Source organism: Achromobacter ruhlandii, assembly GCF_902859695.1.
GTDB lineage: Bacteria > Pseudomonadota > Gammaproteobacteria > Burkholderiales > Burkholderiaceae_B > Achromobacter > Achromobacter ruhlandii.
Genome location: NZ_CADIJL010000009.1, coordinates 83,472 through 98,362 on the forward strand (window position 1 = coordinate 83,472; position 14,891 = coordinate 98,362).

Below are 14,891 nucleotides of genomic sequence, written 5' to 3' on the forward strand. Positions count from 1 at the left end.
TGATGCGAAGAACATGGGGCCACGCGCCGAATCGTTCTACGATAGGCGAACGCAACACTTTCGTACGAGAATCATGCCTTCATCCAAACCCACCGTCCTGCTCGCCTGCGATTTCTCTGAACGCTTTAAGACCCTGCTAGGTAAGCACTACAACGTGCTGGGGCCTCTTCCATATTCCAGCCCTGAGGCTTTGCCGGAAGGCGCGGCCGACGTGAGCGCCCTCGTAACGAAAGGCGGTCTGAAGACGGATCTTGCGTTGATCGAGGCGCTTCCCAAACTTGGCATCGTTTCTTTCTTCGGCACCGGATTCGAAGGCATCGACCTGGAGGCCGCGGCCCAGCGCCGACTGGCCGTCACACACAGCCCTGGCGCCAATGCCTCCAGCGTGGCGGACTTCGCCATGGGATTGGCGCTGGCCTCTTGGTCCGGGCGGGCACGTTATTAACGTGGCGCGGGGCTCCTTGATTGACTCCGAGGCGCTTGCCGAAGCGCTGGAACGGGGAACGATAGCCGGGGCCGCGCTCGATGTTTTCGAGGATGAACCAAACGTGCCTGACCCGCTGCTTCACGCCCCCAACCTGATCCTCTCGCCCCACATCGCCTTCGCATCCACCAGCGCCCGAGAGGCCCAGGAAAACATGGTGCTTGCCAATCTGGAGGCGTTCCACGCAGGCCGGACCGTGCCAAATCCCATCGATCGCTCCTGACGCCCTATCTATTTGCACCGACGGACAGGTCGGGCGGCGGCCCATGGCAGTCCTCGACGACCGACCGGTTCGACCCATCGCGACCCGTCGCTTGGCCGAACCGCTTTCCGTGAAGCGCCCCTTCACGGGTGACGCCGCGCGACGGCCCCAACGCCTGCACCGCGCTGGATGCCGGCCATCGCCCCGGCACCGCCAGATCGAACGCGAGACCGAACCGGCAGAGCGCAGGCGCACCGGTTGGAATGGGAAACCTCGCAAGCGCGGCGAGGTCTCTCCTACGTTGCCTTCATCTCCTTCTCTTTCTCCTTCGCCAGCTTCTCCTTGTCCTTTTTGGCCCCGTCGTAATGGGACTTGATGGCGAGGAACATGCCCGTTCCCAACACGAGGATCTTGAACGTACCGAAGATGACAGGGACCCAGAAATTCATTATTTCCTCAAAACGCTGCTTCAGCAGCTTCAGTTGGGAGTGGTCAGAGCGAGCACCATGCTCTTTGCCGAGCCAGTCGAATCTTACCGCCAATCCCATACACGATGCTGAATTGTACGGCTTTTATGGCATGCATAATGCAAAAAAACCCATACATAAGAGCAAGACAAGCCCGCGTCCTTTCTTGACATGAATCAAGAGGCGTCCCGCCAGCCGCGTTAAACAGGGTATTCGACATGCCAGAGAGACCGCCATGACCACCACGATGAAGGCGACCGTGTTCGTCGCGCCGGGCCGGATCGAGATCCGGGAAAAGCCCATCCCCCAGGTAGGCCCGAACGACGCCCTGATGCGTATCACCACCACCACCCTCTGCGGCACCGACGTCCATATCCTCAAGGGCGAGTATCCGGTGGCGTCCGGCCTGACCATCGGCCATGAACCGGTGGGCGTGATCGAGAAACTCGGCAGCGCAGTGCGCGGCTATGTCGAAGGCCAACGCGTCATCGCCGGGGCCATCTGCCCCAATTTCAACTCCTATGCCGCCCAGGACGGCGCGCCGTCGCAGGACGGCAGCTACCTGCACGGCGCCGGTCTTTGCGGCTGCCACGACCACCAGGCGACCGCGGGCTGGCGTTTCGGCAACAAGATCGACGGGGCGCAGGCGGAATACCTGCTGGTGCCCGATGCGCAAGCCAACCTGGCGCCGATCCCGGACGGGCTGTCCGACGAGCAGGTGCTGATGTGCCCCGACATCATGTCCACGGGGTTCAAGGGCGCCGAGAACGCCAACATCCGCATCGGCGATGCGGTCGCCATCTTCGCCCAGGGGCCGATCGGCCTGTGCGCCACCGCCGGCGCGCGCCTGCTGGGCGCCACGACCATCATCGGCGTGGATGCCAATCCCCACCGCCTGGAAATGGCAAGGCACTGGGGCGCGGACGTCCTGCTCAATCCCAACGACTGCGACGTGGTGGCGGAGATCATGCGCCTGACCCGGGGCCGCGGCGTGGATGCCGCCATCGAAGCGTTGGGCCGGCAGAGCACCTTTGAATCCGCGCTGCGCGTCCTCAAGCCGGGCGGCACGCTGTCGAGCCTGGGTGTCTATTCGACCGACCTGACGATCCCGCTGGCGGCATTCGCGGCCGGGCTCGGGGATCACTGCATCAACACGGCGCTTTGCCCCGGTGGCAAGGAACGCATGCGCCGTCTGATGAATGTGCTTGAGTCGGGGCGCCTGGACCTGACGCGGATGGTCACGCATCGCTTCGGCCTGGACCAGATCGTCCAGGCCTACGACCTGTTCGCCAACCAGCGCGACAACGTGCTCAAGGTGGCCATCCGGCCATCCTGAAGCTCAAGCCTGAACCCGGAGCCAGACCCATGCAACCCCCCTCCCGCTCGACGCGCGCCATCGCCGTGATCGCCGTTGACCCGGATGGCAGGACTTACCGGATCGAGCAGCGCAGGCAGCTCGGCGCCGACGAAGACGCGCCCGGCGCGTTCCTGTACTGCTGCCTGCCGGAAGGACAAATCGTGGACCATATCGCGTATGGAACGTATCAACTGCCGGACGGCACCATCGTGAGAACGCGCAGGCCGCGCATGGCTTGAGGCGGCGCGGCTAGCGGCCGCGTTGCAGCAGGCCTGGGTCCACCTCCCGCAGATCGACGATGCCGAGCAGGCCCATGTCGCGCCTGATTTCTTCGGTGATCAGCGCGATGGCATGGGCCACGCCGCGCTCGCCCGCCACCGTGGCCGCATAGTTGAACGGCCGCCCGACGAACACGCAGCGCGCGCCCAGCGCCAGCGCCTTCAGCACGTCCGTGCCGCGCCGCACGCCGCTATCGAGCATCACTTCCATGGCGCCCGCGGCGTCCACGATGGCGGGCAAGGCCTGCAGGGGCGCCAGGCTGCCATCCAGTTGCCGGCCGCCGTGGTTGGACACGATGACCGCGTCCATGCCGTGCGCGCGCGCGGTGCGCGCGTCGTCCGGATGCAGGATGCCCTTCAGGACCATCTGGCCTTTCCAGGTCTTGCGTATGGCGGCGACGTGCTGCCAGTTCAGGTGCCCGCGATCGGAAAAGTCGCGCAGCACATGCCTGGACAGGATCGGCGCGCCGCGCGCGGCGTAGTTGTTTTCGAAGTGCGGCATGCCGTGGCGGGCCAGCGTGCGCAGCAGGGTCCCGATCAGCCAACGCGGGTGCGTGATGCCCTGCCAGGCCAGGCTGGCGCTGGGCCGCAGCGGAGTGGAAAAACCGGCCCTGACGTTGTTCTCGCGGTTGGCGGCCACCGGCGTGTCGACCGTCAGCACCAATGTTTCCACGCCGGCGGCGGCGACACGGTCGATCAATGCGGCGATCTGGGCGCTGTCGCCGGGCAGGTAGGCCTGGAACCAGGTCCCGGGCGCCACCGCCATCACGGTTTCCAGGCGGATCAGCGAGGAACCGCTCATGATGCAGGGCACGCCCGCCGCGGCCGCGGCGCGGGCGAGCGCCACGTCCCCGCGATAGCTGGTCAGCGCCGCAATGCCCATGGGCGCCACGCCGACGGGCGCCGCGTATTCGCGGCCCAATATCGTGCAGCGGGTGTGGCGGCGCGACACGTCCACCAGCACCTTCGGGCGGAACCCGTATTCGCCGAAGGCCTGCCGGTTGCTCCGCTCGGACTGCCCGTCTTCCACCGCGCCCGACACATAGGCATACAGGGGCTTGGGCAGGATCCGCCGGGCGGCGGCCTCGAAGTCGTGCAGGCTGAGCATGCGACGCAGCGGATCTGGCATGGCAGGGGTTCCTGGCGGGGCCCGGCGGACGATCCGCCGCGCAAGGGTCATGGGTAACGGCGAACGAATATAGGCCGGCCCGAGGTTTGAATAAAGTGACTTTATTGAAGTTCGTTATTACACTTTTTCTCGCCCTCAATCGCCCTGCAGTCGCCCCGATCCTTCACTTCCCATGACGCTCAAGCAACTCGAGGCCTTTTACTGGGCCGCCACCTGCAAGAACTTTGCCATCGCCGCGAATCGCCTGAATATTTCGGTGTCGTCTTTGTCCAAGCGGATCGGCGAACTGGAATCCTCGATCGGCGCCGCGCTGTTCAGCCGCAGCGCCCGCAGCGCCACCCTGACCGCGCTGGGCGAGCAACTGGTGCCCCATGCCAAGGACCTGCTGCGCAACGCGGACCAGTTCATGCAGCAGGCCAGCAACAACCTCAGCTACTCCGGCCGTTGCCGCTTCGGCGCCGGCGAGCTGACCGCCATGACCTGGATGGCCGGGCTGATCGCCGTCATCCAGCAGGCCCACCCCAACCTGCTGGTCGAACCTTTCGTGGGCGTGGGCGAACTGGTCGAGCGCGGGCTGGAGGAAGGCGAACTCGATTTCGCCGTGATCGCGGGCCCGTCGTCCCGAGCGTCGCTCGCCTCGCGCGTGATCGGCAGCGCCCATTTCGAATGGGTGGTATCGGCCCGGGCCGTGCCCGACGCGGCCTCGCTTGAACCGGCCGATCTGCCGGGCCTGACGCTCATCACCCTGCCGCAAAGCTCGGGCGCGATCCGCATTCTCGACGACTGGCTGACCGAGCAGCGCGTGTCGCCGGGCCGCAATCAATGCTGCAATAGCTGGCCGGGCATCGCCGCCATGCTGCGGCAAGGGCTGGGGCTGGGCTTCCTGCCCGCCGCCTGGGCCCAGGTGTTGATCCAGCGCGGCGACTTGCAGCCGCTGTCGCGCTTTCCGCCCTTGCGCCCCCTGGCCTATACCTTCCAATGGCGCCGCGACGACACCCGGCCCATGCTGGAGAGCCTGCGCACGCACGCGCAGGCCTGCCTGGACTTTCACGCGCCTGCCGGAATGCTCTAGCCCGGGCGCGAGCCGCACGCAACACTTTCCAAAAAGCGTTGTTTTCGACATCAAATTATTCGCTTTAAACCGCCATGAGCCCGGCGTAGAGTCCCCCCGGACAAACATCCAAGGAGACAAAGCGCCATGTCGGAGTTCGGATTCACCCTGCAGGCATGCCCCGCCGGCCCCAGCCGCGAAACGCTCGCGGCCTATCAGGCGTTGGCCGTGGCCAACATCAGCGACGCGATGAGCCGCGCGACCGGCACCTCGGCCCTGCGCCCGATGCATCGCTCGCGCCGCATCCTCGGCCGCGCCTACACCGTGCGCACGCGGCCGGGCGACAACCTGATGGTGCACAAGGCGATCGATTCCGCCGAGCCGGGCGACGTGATCGTGGTCGATGCCGGCGGCGACATGAACAACGCCATCATCGGCGAGATCATGGTTGGCTGGGCCGCGCGGCGCGGGCTGGCGGGCTTCGTGATCGACGGCGCCATCCGCGATAGCGAAACGATCGGCGCCGGCGATTTTCCCGTTTATGCGCGCGGGGTCGCGCATCGCGGCCCCTACAAGGATGGACCCGGCGCCATCAACGTGCCGATCGCGATCGACGGCATGGTGGTCCTGCCCGGCGACCTGCTGGTGGGCGATGCCGACGGATTGCTGGCCATCCGTCCCGACGAGGCCCCCGCCATCGCGGAGCGCGTGCGCGCGATCGCCGCGGCGGAAGCCCGCGTGCTGGAGGACATCGCGCGCGGCGCGCTGGACCGCGCCTGGGTCGACGCCACGCTCAAGGCGCGGGGCGTGCTGTGAGCGCGGCGTCTTCCCCCCAGACCGCCCGGCTCTGCCGCCTGGACCTCTGGCTCAATCCGGTGTTCGACGAGATCATCGGCGCCACGCCCGGGGTCTCGCTGTCGGTGCTGCCGGCTAGGGGCGACGATGCGCGCACGCTGGCCGGCCTGAAGTCGGCCCATGCGTATCACGTATCCGCGGCCAAGGACGAGCTGCCGCGGCAATGGTTCGTCAATGCCGATCTGATCGCGCAATGCCCGGACCTGGTGTGCGTCTCGTCCGGCGGCGCGGGCTACGACACCATCGACGTGGCGGCCTGCACCGCGGCGGGCATCGCCGTGGTCAACCAGGCGGGCGGCAACGCGGAATCCGTGGCCGAGCACACCTACGCGCTGCTGCTCGCCGTGCAGCGGCGCGTGGTGGAATCGCACCAACGCCTGCGCCACGACGCCCGCTTCACGCGCGAGGACCTCATGGGCCATGAAATCCATGGCCTCGTCCTCGGCCTGGTCGGCATCGGCAAGATCGGCACCAGCGTCGCCCGCATTGCGCGCGGCTTCGGCCTGCGCGTGATCGCGCACGATCCGCTGCTGTCCTCCGACGCCATCCGCGACCGCGGCGCCGAGCCGGTGTCTCTGGACGAGTTGCTGGCGCGGTCCGACGTGGTGTCGCTGCATTGCCCCCTGGACGCCTCCACGCGCGGCCTGTTCGGCGCCAAGGCCTTCGCGGCCATGAAACGCGATGCGGTGTTCCTCTCGACCGCGCGCGGCGGCATCCACGACGAAGCGGCGCTGCACGACGCCCTGCGCGCCGGGCATCTGCGCGGCGCCGGGCTGGACGTCTGGGAACAGGAGCCGCCCGCACGCGACGCCCCGCTGCTGGGCCTGCCCAACGTCGTCGCCACCTTCCACACCGCCGGCGTCACCCACGAAGCCCGGCGCAACGTCGCCCGCTCATCGGCCACGCAGCTCGTTGCGATGCTGCGCGGCGAACGCCCACCGCAACTCGTCAATCCGGAGGTCTGGCCGCTGGCGGCCGAACGCATCGCAAATCTGGCGTGACGACACGGCTTGAGCCATCGCCGGCATCGCAACGCACGATGCAGGCAGGCCCCGGCCACATACCAAGGAGACAAACCATGCAAAAACACAATAAACGCGGGACGCTGCGCGCGCTGGCAGCCTTGCTGGCGGGCGCCGCCCTGTTCAGCGGCGGCGCGCAAGCGGCCGGCTACCCCGAACATCCTATCAACCTGATCGTGTCTTACGGGCCGGGCGGCGGCACCGACCTGGTGGCCCGCATGATGGCGCCCTATCTGCAGAAATACCTGGGCGGCGATGCCCGCATCGTCGTGCTGAACCGCCCTGGCGCGGGCGGCGCGATTGGTTTCTCGGAGCTGGCGCGGGCCCAGCCCGACGGCTACACCATCGGCTTCATCAACACGCCGAACCTGTTGACGATTCCCATCGAACGCAAGACCAGCTTCACCTGGCGCAGCTTCGATCTGCTGGGCAACCTGATCGACGATCCCGGCGCGTTTTCGGTGCGGAACGACAACCCGATCAAGACCCTGGCCGACCTTTCCGCCTACGCCAAGAAGAACCCGGGCAAGGTCACGGTGGGCACCACCGGCACGGGCTCCGACGACCACCTGGCCATGCTGCGCTTCGAACGCGTGTCCGGCAGCAAGCTCAGCCACATCCCCTACAAGGGCGCCGGCGAGGTGCGGGGCGCGCTGGCCAGCGGCGAGATCACGATCGGCGCCATCAACGTGGGCGAAGCGCTGCAGTACCAGAAAGGCGGCACCCCATTGCGCATGCTGGGGCAGATGGGCAAGACGCGTTCGGCCGCGCTGCCGGACGTGCCCACCTTCAAGGAACAGGGCTTCGATTTCGAGCTGGCCTCGCTGCGAGGACTGGCCGCGCCCAAGGGCTTGCCCGACGAGGTGCGCGCCAAGCTCGTCGCCGCGCTGAAACGCACGGTGGACGATCCGGAGTTCCAGGCCAAGGCCAGGGACATGTTCGCGCCGTTGCGTTATCTGGCGCCCCCGGAGTACGCCAAGGAACTGGCGGCTGGCGAAGCGGAATTCCAGGCGCTCTGGAAGGAAGCGCCGTGGCTGGATAAGTAGGCGGTTGGAGGGCGCGCGCGGGCGGGTTCCCGCGCCAGCCCGCCGGCTGGCCGAATCGGTGTCCAGCTGCCTCAAGCCTTGACGGGCGGCCGGCCCTGGACGTTTTCCCGCACGCCCTGGACAGCCAGCGCAAGAAACGGATAGCCCCATGCCCGCCGGGACGGGTTTTCCAGCAGTCCCGCCCGCGGCGCGGCGCTTTACTATGAGGACCATCATAAAGGCGCGCCACGGACGTGGCCGCCAGGGGAACCGGCGGCCGCTGCCCGCCGGACATCAGGACCTGAGCAAGGAATCCCGGCCATGCTGAACACGACGCAGTCCGATGCCGAGACATCATGGCAAGCCGCCGGGCCGCGCGCGGCCGCCGGGGCCATGGCCGGCGCCCCGGGGTGGCGCATCGACACCATCCTGGCGACACCCGCGCAGCAACTGTTCGCCTCGGGCGACCTGGACGAAGCGCGCGCCATGGTGGGCCGCGTGATGCGGCCGCACCACCTGGGCGTGGTCGGATCGACGCAGCGCCTGAATGCGCGCATGCATCACCAGCCGCTGGGCGAGGTGTCGCTGAACCGGCTGCGCTACGGCGCGAACGTCGAGATCCGGCCGGGGCCGCTGGAGGACTTCTTCCTGGTGCAGATGCCGCTGTCGGGCGCCGCGCTGATCGAGAGCGGGCCGCAGCGGGTGGATTCGACGCCGGACGTGGCGTCGGTGGTCAGTCCGGATGACGACCTGGCGATGCATTGGGCCGACGACAACGATCAGTTCATGTTGCGCGTGGGCCGCTCGCTGCTGGAACGCACGCTGGTGGGCCACCTGGGCTGTACGCTGGATCGGCCGCTGCGCTTCCAGCTGGGGTTCCGCTGGCGCGAGTGTCCGGCCTGGCGCTGCCTGATGGCGTATCTGCTGGACTGTTCCTCGCAGCATGCCGACCTGGCCGAGCACAAGCTGATCGTGCACCAGATGGAACAACTGGTGGCGGCGACGCTGTTGTCCGCCCTGCCCCACAACTACAGCGCCACGCCGGCGGGCCGCCGCGGCGCGGTGCTGCCGCGCCACGTGCGCTGCGTGCAGGACTATCTGCAGGCGCATGCGCACGAGCCGGTCAGCGCCGAGCAGCTGGCGCGCATCGCGGGAGTCAGCGTGCGCAGCCTGTATGCCGGCTTCAAGGAATTCCTGGGCATCAGCCCCATGCACTATCTGCGCGATCTGCGCATGGAGCGGGCGCGCGCCGAACTGCTGTCGGGCGAATGCCAAAACGTCGCGGGCGTGGCGTTGCGCTGGGGTTTCGCGCACCTGGGACGTTTCAGCGCCAGCTACAAGGCGCGTTACGGCGAAAGCCCCAGCCAGAGCGTGCGGCGGCACGGCTGACGCGGCACGCGCGGCGGCACGGCTGAAGCGGCAACTTTGTCAGGACTGGCCAGGCCTTGCGTTCAAACAACCCTGGGGATGGCCAATCGCAAACGATCGTCCGCTCACGCTGACGGCGTTCCTTGCGGCATTCAGTTCGGCATTCAACGTGGCGTTCAGCGCGACGTTCAGCGTGGCGTTCAGCGCGGCTTCCAGGTCAGCCCGTCGGTCGAGCGGTATTCCGGGGTGCCGGTGCAGCAGCCGCCGGCGCCGAACGCCTGGCGGCCGATGAAGGCCTGCACGAAGCCCTTTCCCGCCGTCAGTTCCTGGCGCACGCAGAGCGTGGGCAACAGGGAGAAATCGCCTTCAAGCACCAGCGTCCAGGCGACGTTGTCGCCTTCCGCCGGATCCACCTTGTAGACCTTGCATTCATGCATGAGCAGGTGGATGGGCCTGCCCGCCAAGGTGCCCTTGAACTGGCGTTCGGGCGGCGTCTCCTGGGTGGCCAGGGTTTCCGCCGTGAGCCTGGACCCGGCGGGCGGCGGCGGCAGCGACGAGTCGCAGCCCGCCAGCGCCACGGCCGCGCACAGGGTCAGGAGAGCCAGGCGGCGGGCGGGGCGTGTCATGGAGCCGCCGCGTCAGGCCACGTTGGCGTAGCGTTGTTCAAGGTAGGCGATGATGTCGCTGGACTCGTACATCCAGCGCGTGCCGCCCGCTTCCTCGATGCGCAGGCACGGCACCTTGACCTTGCCGCCGCCAGCCTGCAATTCGGCGCGCGCCTGGGGGTCCCCCTTGGCATCGCGCAGCGCCACGGGCACGTTCAAGCGGTGGATGGCGCGCCGCGTCTTGACGCAGAACGGGCAGGCATGGAACTGGTAGAGCGACAGCGCAGCCGCCTCGCGGTCGACGGCGGCCTGGCCTTGGGCCGAGCGTTGCCGCGGGCGCGGGCGCGTCAGCGCATCGCCCAGGATAATCAGTTGACCCACACCGGCACGCAAGGCTTTGACAATCATGGATGGCTGCTTGAAACGAAGAGAGCCTTGAGTCTAGCCCATTCGCGGCGGCGGGCGGGCGGCGCCCGCCTTGCCACCGCCCCCTTCCCCGAGGCGGGCCCGCTGCCGGCCCGGCCCGCCGCAGGTAGCCCCAGGGCCTGTCTACCCTGAATGGAGCCGGGCGCGGGTCCTAGAACGGAATGGCCAGTTTGACGTACAGCTGCGCGCCCTCCGGCCGGTTCTTGACCTGGAATTCCTGCTGCCACTTGGCGGTGAACAGCCAGCCGCGATCGTTCATGTAGCGCACCGACGGCCCCACGCCGAAGGCGCGGGCGCGGCCGGCGGCGCTGTTGGGGCCGTTGTCGTCGGTGACCTGCTGGAAGGCATGCCCGCCCACGCCCAGCACCCAGCCCTTGCCCACGCCCCAACCCACCGCGTAGTCGGCGTGGATGGCCTGGCCCGAGCGGGTGTCGGTGGCCGAATTGCGGAAGTTGAAGTCGTACATCAGCTTCAGATCGGCATTGAAGCCGTCCGGGCTGATGCGGCTGAGCGCGAACACGGGCTGGGCGGTCCAGTAGTTCTTGCCGAGGCTGGACGGGTCCTTGCGGTCGTATTCGCCGGTGGGCGCGTACATGTCCAGGCCGACCACATAGTGCAGCGATTCGGACAGGTGATAGCCCAGCGCCACGCCCAGCGTCATGTCGCCCAGGCCGGTGCTGCGGTAACGCTGGCCGCCGGCCTTGAAGGTGACGTCCAGCAGCGGCGCGATGGCATGGAAGGCCAGTTGGCCGCCCAGCACCTGCTGCGGCGTGACCCAGATCAGGCGCGGGGCCAGCACGTTGACGTCGACCTTGAAGTCCGGCACCGGCAGGCGCTCGCCGTCGTTGCCGCGCAGCTTGTCGTAGCGCGCGCCGCCGCCGTAGACCAGCATATGCACCCCGGGCGGCGGCAGCGCGCCCGACATGAAGTTCTCCAGGCCGTCCGGATAGATGCCCAGGCCGCCGCCTTCGGTGGCTTGCGCCACGCCGCCGGCCAGCGCCAATGCCGCGGCGCAAGCCAGCCGGCGTGTCAGGTGTCTGCTCATGTTCCGCTCCTGCCCCCGCGGGGCGCGAGATGTTGTGCGACGAGATAGCCGGAACCGCCGCCCAGCCCGGGACCCGGGTGGGTGGCGGCGCCGATGTGGAAAAGGTTCCGCAGCGGCGTGCGGTGGCCGCGCGCGCCCTGGCTGCCGGCGAACGGGCGCAGCCAGAAGAACTGGTCGGGCGAACAGATGCCCGCGTAAGGATCGCCGCCCACCAGGTTGCAGTTCAGCGCCTCCAGGTCGGCCGGCGAGTAGCTGCGGCGGCCGACGATGCGTTGCGCCAGGCCGGGCATGACCGGCTCCAGCCGCGCCTGCACGCGGTCGGCGACGGCTTCCCGCAGGGCCTCGGTCCAGCGGCCGTCGGCGGGCGTGTCGATCAGGCCGGCGGCATCGCCCTTGACGCGCACCGGCAGCTCCTGCATCTGCACCCACAGGATCCAGCCGCCGGCCGGGGCGCGCGACGGATCGACGGCGACCGGCTGGCCGATAGCCAGCGTCGGCCGCGCCGGCAACAGGCCGTTGTTGGCCTCGGTGACCGAGGCGCAGACCTGCTCCATGCTCTCGGTCAGGTGCACCAGCGGCACGTGGCGCAGTTCGGGCGTGCGCCAGTCGGGCGGCGCGTCGAGCGCGAAATGGATCTGCATGCCGCCGCGGCCATGGCGGTAGCCGGCGGCGCGGCGCCGCACCGGCTCGGGCGCATCGGGCAGCAGCGTGCCGTACAGCTGGCCGGGCGTGACGTTGCAGACCACGGCCTCGCGGGCGCGGTACTCGCGGCCGGCGGCCACGACGCCGACGGCGCGGCGGCGGCGGCCTTCGCCATGCGTCAGGATGCGTTCGACGGCGGCGCCGGTCCGCAGCCGGCCGCCGTGCTGTTCGATGACCTTGGCCAGGGCGTCCACCACGCCCTGGCTGCCGCCCTTGACCACCGGCATGCCGCCGGCCACCACCGCGGCGAAGGTCAGCTTGCCGATCAGCGCCGAACAGGCGTCGTCCGGTCCCAGGCCGGTGTGCAGCACCCAGGGCGCGATCAGCGCGCGCGCCGCATCGGATTGCAATTCACGGTCGGACCAGCGGCGAAAGCTCTCCAGCGAATCGGCGGCGAACGCCATCAGCCCGTCCAGGCCGCGCCGGCGCCACTCGCCGAACAGCAGCTTGAGCATGCCGGCGCCATAGGGGTTCTGGCCCAGCAGGCCGAAGGTCAGCGCGGCGTCTTCGCCGAACAGGCGTTGCGCCATGGCGCCGAACGCGGCGCCGTCGCCGGGCGCCCACGCGTCCAGGCGCCGCGCGCTGTCCGCGATGTCCTGCTTGAGGGCGATGCCGCTGCCGTCGGGCAGCGCCAGGCCGGTGGCGTAATCGCACTGGGCGAATTCCAGGCCGGCCGCCTGCAGGGCCGGCTTGAGGGCGGCGTAGGCCGGACCGCCGACGAACAGCGGATACCAGCTCGACAGCACGTCGTGGCGGTAACCGGGAAATAGTTCCTCGGTGCGGATGCAGCCGCCGAGGCGGTCGTTGCGCTCCAGCACCAGCACCGATTTGCCGCGCTGCGCCAGCAGCGCGGCGCACACCAGCGAATTCATGCCGCTGCCCACCACGATGATCTGGGCGTCGGAGGCGGAAGATAAGGCCATCACAGGCTCCGGCCGGCCACTCGGGCCGGGAAGGTTGATGAAGCTGAGACACATTGCGAGGCGGACCTGCCCCGCGCCAGGCAACGGCGGCACGCGCAGGCCGACGGCAGCGGCGCGGACCGGCCGGACCACCGACCGGCGCGCTGCCCGATGCGGGCACGGACCGGCGCGCCGCCCCGCTACGTCAGCGCGGTGAAGCGTCCCGCGTGAAACACCAGCGGCGTGGCCGCCACGCTGGCCACGCGCAGCACCCGGCCGAACAGCAGCAGGTGGTCGCCAGCCGGACTCTGCTGGTCGTTGGCGCAGACCAGCGTGGCCACGGCGCCGGCGATGGCGGGCACGCCCTCGGGCACCTCGTGCAGCTCGGCGCCTTCGAACTTGTCGGGCACCGCCGGATCGGCGAAGCGCCGCGCCAGCGCCTCCTGGCCGCGGGCCAGCACGCTGATGGTGAAGTGGTCGCAGTCGCGAAACGCCGCCAGGTTGGGCGAGCGGTTCACCAGGCTCCACAGCACCAGCGGCGGATCGAGCGACAGCGAGGCGAACGAGTTGATGGTGAGCCCGACCTTGCGGCCGTCCGGACAGCGCGTGGCGACGATGGCCACGCCGGTCGGGTAGCTGCCCAGCACGCCGCGCAGGACCTTCGGATGCAGGTCGGTGCTGCCCCAGTCCAGGGCCGCCATCACGCCGCCGCCCGGGTGGATTTGGCGGCGATGAAGGCCTCGCAGGCGGTGGCGTCGGTCCACCACGGGAAGAAGTTGGGCGGATGGTTGAAGCCGTTGGCGACGGCGCTGGCCAGCGCGGGCGCGTCGCCGGCGGCCTGCAGCAGTTGCAGCAAGTGCGGCGGCGGCGGCAGCAGCATCGAGTTGGTCCAGTCGACCACGGCGCTGGCGTAGTCCCAGAAGCGCTCGAAGGTCTGCCGCATCCAGTCGGCGGTGAAGGGCTGGTCGCCGCGCGCCAGGATCGCCTCCAGGTAGATGGCGCAGGCCTTGGTGGCGTTGTTCGAGCCCTGGCCGGTGATGGGGTCGTTGGTGACCACGGCGTCGCCCAGGCCGAACACCAGGCGGCCAGAAGGCAGGGTCATGACCGGCTTGCGCACCGTGGGCGCGAAGCTGCCGGCCAGGATGCCGTTGGCGTCGGTCAGCTCGACGGCCGCGCAGCGCTCGGCCTCCCAGGGCAGGAAGGTGCGCAGGATGTCCAGGCTCCTGGCCAGATGGTCCTGCGGCGTCTTGATGTCGCGCCAGCAGTCCATCGGGCCACCCGGCACGCCTTCGAACACCATGATTTCGCAGGGGCCGCTGAGGGTCAGCGCAGGAAACACGAAGTACTCGCCGACGCCGGGAATCAGGTTGAAGGCGACCCGCGAGAACACCGGCGCCGGGCGCATGCCGTGCACGTAGGTCAAGGCCAGCGCGCGCTGCGGCTTGTCAAAGCGCGAGCGCGCCGCGTCGCGCTCGAACAGCTTGACCACGTCGCCCTTGCCGGCGGCAAGCAGCACCAGGTCATGCGAGGCGGCCAGCAGCTCCAGTTCGGCCACGCCGCCATCCTGGATCAGCAGGCGGCCGCCGCGGGCGGCGAACAATTCCATCCAGGCCGGCATCTTGATGCGCTGGTCCACCGCCTGCGCCGGGCGATCCAGGCGCGCGGCCCAGTCGATCAGCTTGTGCCCGGGGCGCTCGGGATGCGGCACGGCCAGGCCGATGCCTTCGACCGGCGGACAGTCGGCTTCCCACTGATTCAGGCCCAGGTCGCGCTCGATCTGCAGCGAGGCATCGAACATGCACTGGCTGGACATGACCTTGCCGCGGCGGATGTCATCGGGCGCGCGGTTGGTGACCACGGTCACCTCGTAGCCCTTGTCCAGCAGGCCCAGGGCCAACGGCAGGCCGGCCTGCCCGCCTCCGACGATCGCGATTCGACGCATGATGCTTCTCCTGTTTGGTGTGCGGGTCCGC

At 68.9% G+C, this 14,891-nt stretch carries 17 protein-coding genes; 9 read left to right on the plus strand and 8 right to left on the minus strand.

Features of this window, described 5'->3' with window-relative positions; translation table 11 throughout:
* The first annotated feature begins 73 nt into the window (after positions 1 to 73).
* The gene (locus tag HV742_RS32090) at positions 74 to 445 is read left to right on the plus strand and encodes a Rossmann-fold NAD(P)-binding domain-containing protein (protein WP_217482397.1); all 372 of its coding nucleotides are present in this window, start codon (positions 74 to 76) and stop codon (positions 443 to 445) included.
* A gap of 16 nt (positions 446 to 461) precedes the next feature.
* Entirely contained in the window at positions 462 to 707 is a 246-nt protein-coding gene (locus HV742_RS32095; protein ID WP_217482398.1) for an NAD(P)-dependent oxidoreductase, read from the plus strand.
* Between the two features lie 275 nt (positions 708 to 982).
* On the opposite strand, the gene HV742_RS13425 is transcribed toward HV742_RS32095, so the two are convergent.
* Positions 983 to 1,234: a hypothetical protein gene (locus HV742_RS13425; protein ID WP_175145527.1), complete on the minus strand. Its 252-nt coding sequence runs from the start codon at positions 1,232 to 1,234 to the stop codon at positions 983 to 985.
* A gap of 154 nt (positions 1,235 to 1,388) precedes the next feature.
* On the opposite strand from HV742_RS13425, the gene HV742_RS13430 reads away from it, so the two are divergent.
* Both HV742_RS13430 and HV742_RS13435 read left to right on the plus strand, forming a co-directional pair.
* The gene (locus HV742_RS13430; RefSeq protein WP_175145629.1) at positions 1,389 to 2,489 is read left to right on the plus strand and encodes an NAD(P)-dependent alcohol dehydrogenase; all 1,101 of its coding nucleotides are present in this window, start codon (positions 1,389 to 1,391) and stop codon (positions 2,487 to 2,489) included.
* Positions 2,490 to 2,518: 29 nt separating this feature from the next.
* On the plus strand, positions 2,519 to 2,749 hold the full coding sequence (locus HV742_RS13435; protein ID WP_175145631.1) for a hypothetical protein: 231 nt from the start codon (positions 2,519 to 2,521) through the stop codon (positions 2,747 to 2,749).
* Between the two features lie 10 nt (positions 2,750 to 2,759).
* Here the strand turns inward: HV742_RS13435 and HV742_RS13440 are convergent, their stop codons facing one another.
* Entirely contained in the window at positions 2,760 to 3,917 is a 1,158-nt protein-coding gene (locus tag HV742_RS13440; protein WP_175145633.1) for an alpha-hydroxy acid oxidase, read from the minus strand.
* Positions 3,918 to 4,089: 172 nt separating this feature from the next.
* On the opposite strand from HV742_RS13440, the gene HV742_RS13445 reads away from it, so the two are divergent.
* The 5 genes from HV742_RS13445 to HV742_RS13465 all read left to right on the plus strand — a co-directional run bounded on the left by HV742_RS13445 (position 4,090) and on the right by HV742_RS13465 (position 9,259).
* Positions 4,090 to 4,989: a LysR family transcriptional regulator gene (locus HV742_RS13445; protein ID WP_049074773.1), complete on the plus strand. Its 900-nt coding sequence runs from the start codon at positions 4,090 to 4,092 to the stop codon at positions 4,987 to 4,989.
* 126 nt (positions 4,990 to 5,115) lie between these two features.
* A complete protein-coding gene (locus HV742_RS13450; protein WP_054416106.1) occupies positions 5,116 to 5,784 on the plus strand; it encodes an RraA family protein in 669 nt (222 codons plus the stop codon).
* Positions 5,781 to 6,824, plus strand: coding sequence for a hydroxyacid dehydrogenase (locus tag HV742_RS13455; protein WP_175145635.1), 1,044 nt, complete (start codon positions 5,781 to 5,783; stop codon positions 6,822 to 6,824). Before HV742_RS13450 ends, HV742_RS13455 begins: the two co-directional genes overlap by 4 nt.
* Before the next feature lie 77 nt (positions 6,825 to 6,901).
* Complete coding sequence (locus tag HV742_RS13460) at positions 6,902 to 7,891, plus strand: tripartite tricarboxylate transporter substrate binding protein (RefSeq protein ID WP_049074780.1); 990 nt, start codon at positions 6,902 to 6,904, stop codon at positions 7,889 to 7,891.
* Positions 7,892 to 8,191: 300 nt separating this feature from the next.
* Entirely contained in the window at positions 8,192 to 9,259 is a 1,068-nt protein-coding gene (locus HV742_RS13465; protein WP_049074783.1) for an AraC family transcriptional regulator, read from the plus strand.
* A gap of 179 nt (positions 9,260 to 9,438) precedes the next feature.
* Here the strand turns inward: HV742_RS13465 and HV742_RS13470 are convergent, their stop codons facing one another.
* The 6 genes from HV742_RS13470 to HV742_RS13495 all read right to left on the minus strand — a co-directional run bounded on the left by HV742_RS13470 (position 9,439) and on the right by HV742_RS13495 (position 14,860).
* Positions 9,439 to 9,864 (minus strand): hypothetical protein, encoded by a 426-nt coding sequence (locus tag HV742_RS13470; protein ID WP_175145637.1) that lies wholly within the window; start codon positions 9,862 to 9,864, stop codon positions 9,439 to 9,441.
* A gap of 12 nt (positions 9,865 to 9,876) precedes the next feature.
* A complete protein-coding gene (locus HV742_RS13475; protein ID WP_175145639.1) occupies positions 9,877 to 10,251 on the minus strand; it encodes a glutaredoxin family protein in 375 nt (124 codons plus the stop codon).
* Positions 10,252 to 10,420: 169 nt separating this feature from the next.
* Positions 10,421 to 11,314 carry a SphA family protein gene (locus HV742_RS13480; protein ID WP_059269887.1) on the minus strand — a complete coding sequence of 298 codons (894 nt, stop codon included), beginning with the start codon at positions 11,312 to 11,314 and terminating at the stop codon, positions 10,421 to 10,423.
* On the minus strand, positions 11,311 to 12,939 hold the full coding sequence (locus tag HV742_RS13485) for a phytoene desaturase family protein (protein ID WP_175145641.1): 1,629 nt from the start codon (positions 12,937 to 12,939) through the stop codon (positions 11,311 to 11,313). The genes HV742_RS13480 and HV742_RS13485 overlap by 4 nt, the downstream gene beginning before the upstream one ends.
* 179 nt (positions 12,940 to 13,118) lie before the next feature.
* Positions 13,119 to 13,619 carry a flavin reductase family protein gene (locus HV742_RS13490; RefSeq protein WP_059269885.1) on the minus strand — a complete coding sequence of 167 codons (501 nt, stop codon included), beginning with the start codon at positions 13,617 to 13,619 and terminating at the stop codon, positions 13,119 to 13,121.
* Complete coding sequence (locus HV742_RS13495; RefSeq protein WP_175145643.1) at positions 13,619 to 14,860, minus strand: styrene monooxygenase/indole monooxygenase family protein; 1,242 nt, start codon at positions 14,858 to 14,860, stop codon at positions 13,619 to 13,621. The genes HV742_RS13490 and HV742_RS13495 overlap by 1 nt, the downstream gene beginning before the upstream one ends.
* Between the last annotated feature and the right edge of the window lie 31 nt (positions 14,861 to 14,891).

What these genes read in the sequence shown, in the direction of transcription:
- HV742_RS32090 (WP_217482397.1), top strand. Translation starts at nt 74, where the DNA reads ATGCCTTCATCCAAACCCACCGTCCTGCTCGCCTGCGATTTCTCTGAA.
- HV742_RS13425 (WP_175145527.1), bottom strand. Translation starts at nt 1,234, where the DNA reads ATGGGATTGGCGGTAAGATTCGACTGGCTCGGCAAAGAGCATGGTGCT.
- HV742_RS13430 (WP_175145629.1), top strand. Translation starts at nt 1,389, where the DNA reads ATGACCACCACGATGAAGGCGACCGTGTTCGTCGCGCCGGGCCGGATC.
- HV742_RS13435 (WP_175145631.1), top strand. Translation starts at nt 2,519, where the DNA reads ATGCAACCCCCCTCCCGCTCGACGCGCGCCATCGCCGTGATCGCCGTT.
- HV742_RS13440 (WP_175145633.1), bottom strand. Translation starts at nt 3,917, where the DNA reads ATGCCAGATCCGCTGCGTCGCATGCTCAGCCTGCACGACTTCGAGGCC.
- HV742_RS13445 (WP_049074773.1), top strand. Translation starts at nt 4,090, where the DNA reads ATGACGCTCAAGCAACTCGAGGCCTTTTACTGGGCCGCCACCTGCAAG.
- HV742_RS13450 (WP_054416106.1), top strand. Translation starts at nt 5,116, where the DNA reads ATGTCGGAGTTCGGATTCACCCTGCAGGCATGCCCCGCCGGCCCCAGC.
- HV742_RS13460 (WP_049074780.1), top strand. Translation starts at nt 6,902, where the DNA reads ATGCAAAAACACAATAAACGCGGGACGCTGCGCGCGCTGGCAGCCTTG.
- HV742_RS13465 (WP_049074783.1), top strand. Translation starts at nt 8,192, where the DNA reads ATGCTGAACACGACGCAGTCCGATGCCGAGACATCATGGCAAGCCGCC.
- HV742_RS13470 (WP_175145637.1), bottom strand. Translation starts at nt 9,864, where the DNA reads ATGACACGCCCCGCCCGCCGCCTGGCTCTCCTGACCCTGTGCGCGGCC.
- HV742_RS13475 (WP_175145639.1), bottom strand. Translation starts at nt 10,251, where the DNA reads ATGATTGTCAAAGCCTTGCGTGCCGGTGTGGGTCAACTGATTATCCTG.
- HV742_RS13480 (WP_059269887.1), bottom strand. Translation starts at nt 11,314, where the DNA reads ATGAGCAGACACCTGACACGCCGGCTGGCTTGCGCCGCGGCATTGGCG.
- HV742_RS13485 (WP_175145641.1), bottom strand. Translation starts at nt 12,939, where the DNA reads ATGGCCTTATCTTCCGCCTCCGACGCCCAGATCATCGTGGTGGGCAGC.
- HV742_RS13490 (WP_059269885.1), bottom strand. Translation starts at nt 13,619, where the DNA reads ATGGCGGCCCTGGACTGGGGCAGCACCGACCTGCATCCGAAGGTCCTG.
- HV742_RS13495 (WP_175145643.1), bottom strand. Translation starts at nt 14,860, where the DNA reads ATGCGTCGAATCGCGATCGTCGGAGGCGGGCAGGCCGGCCTGCCGTTG.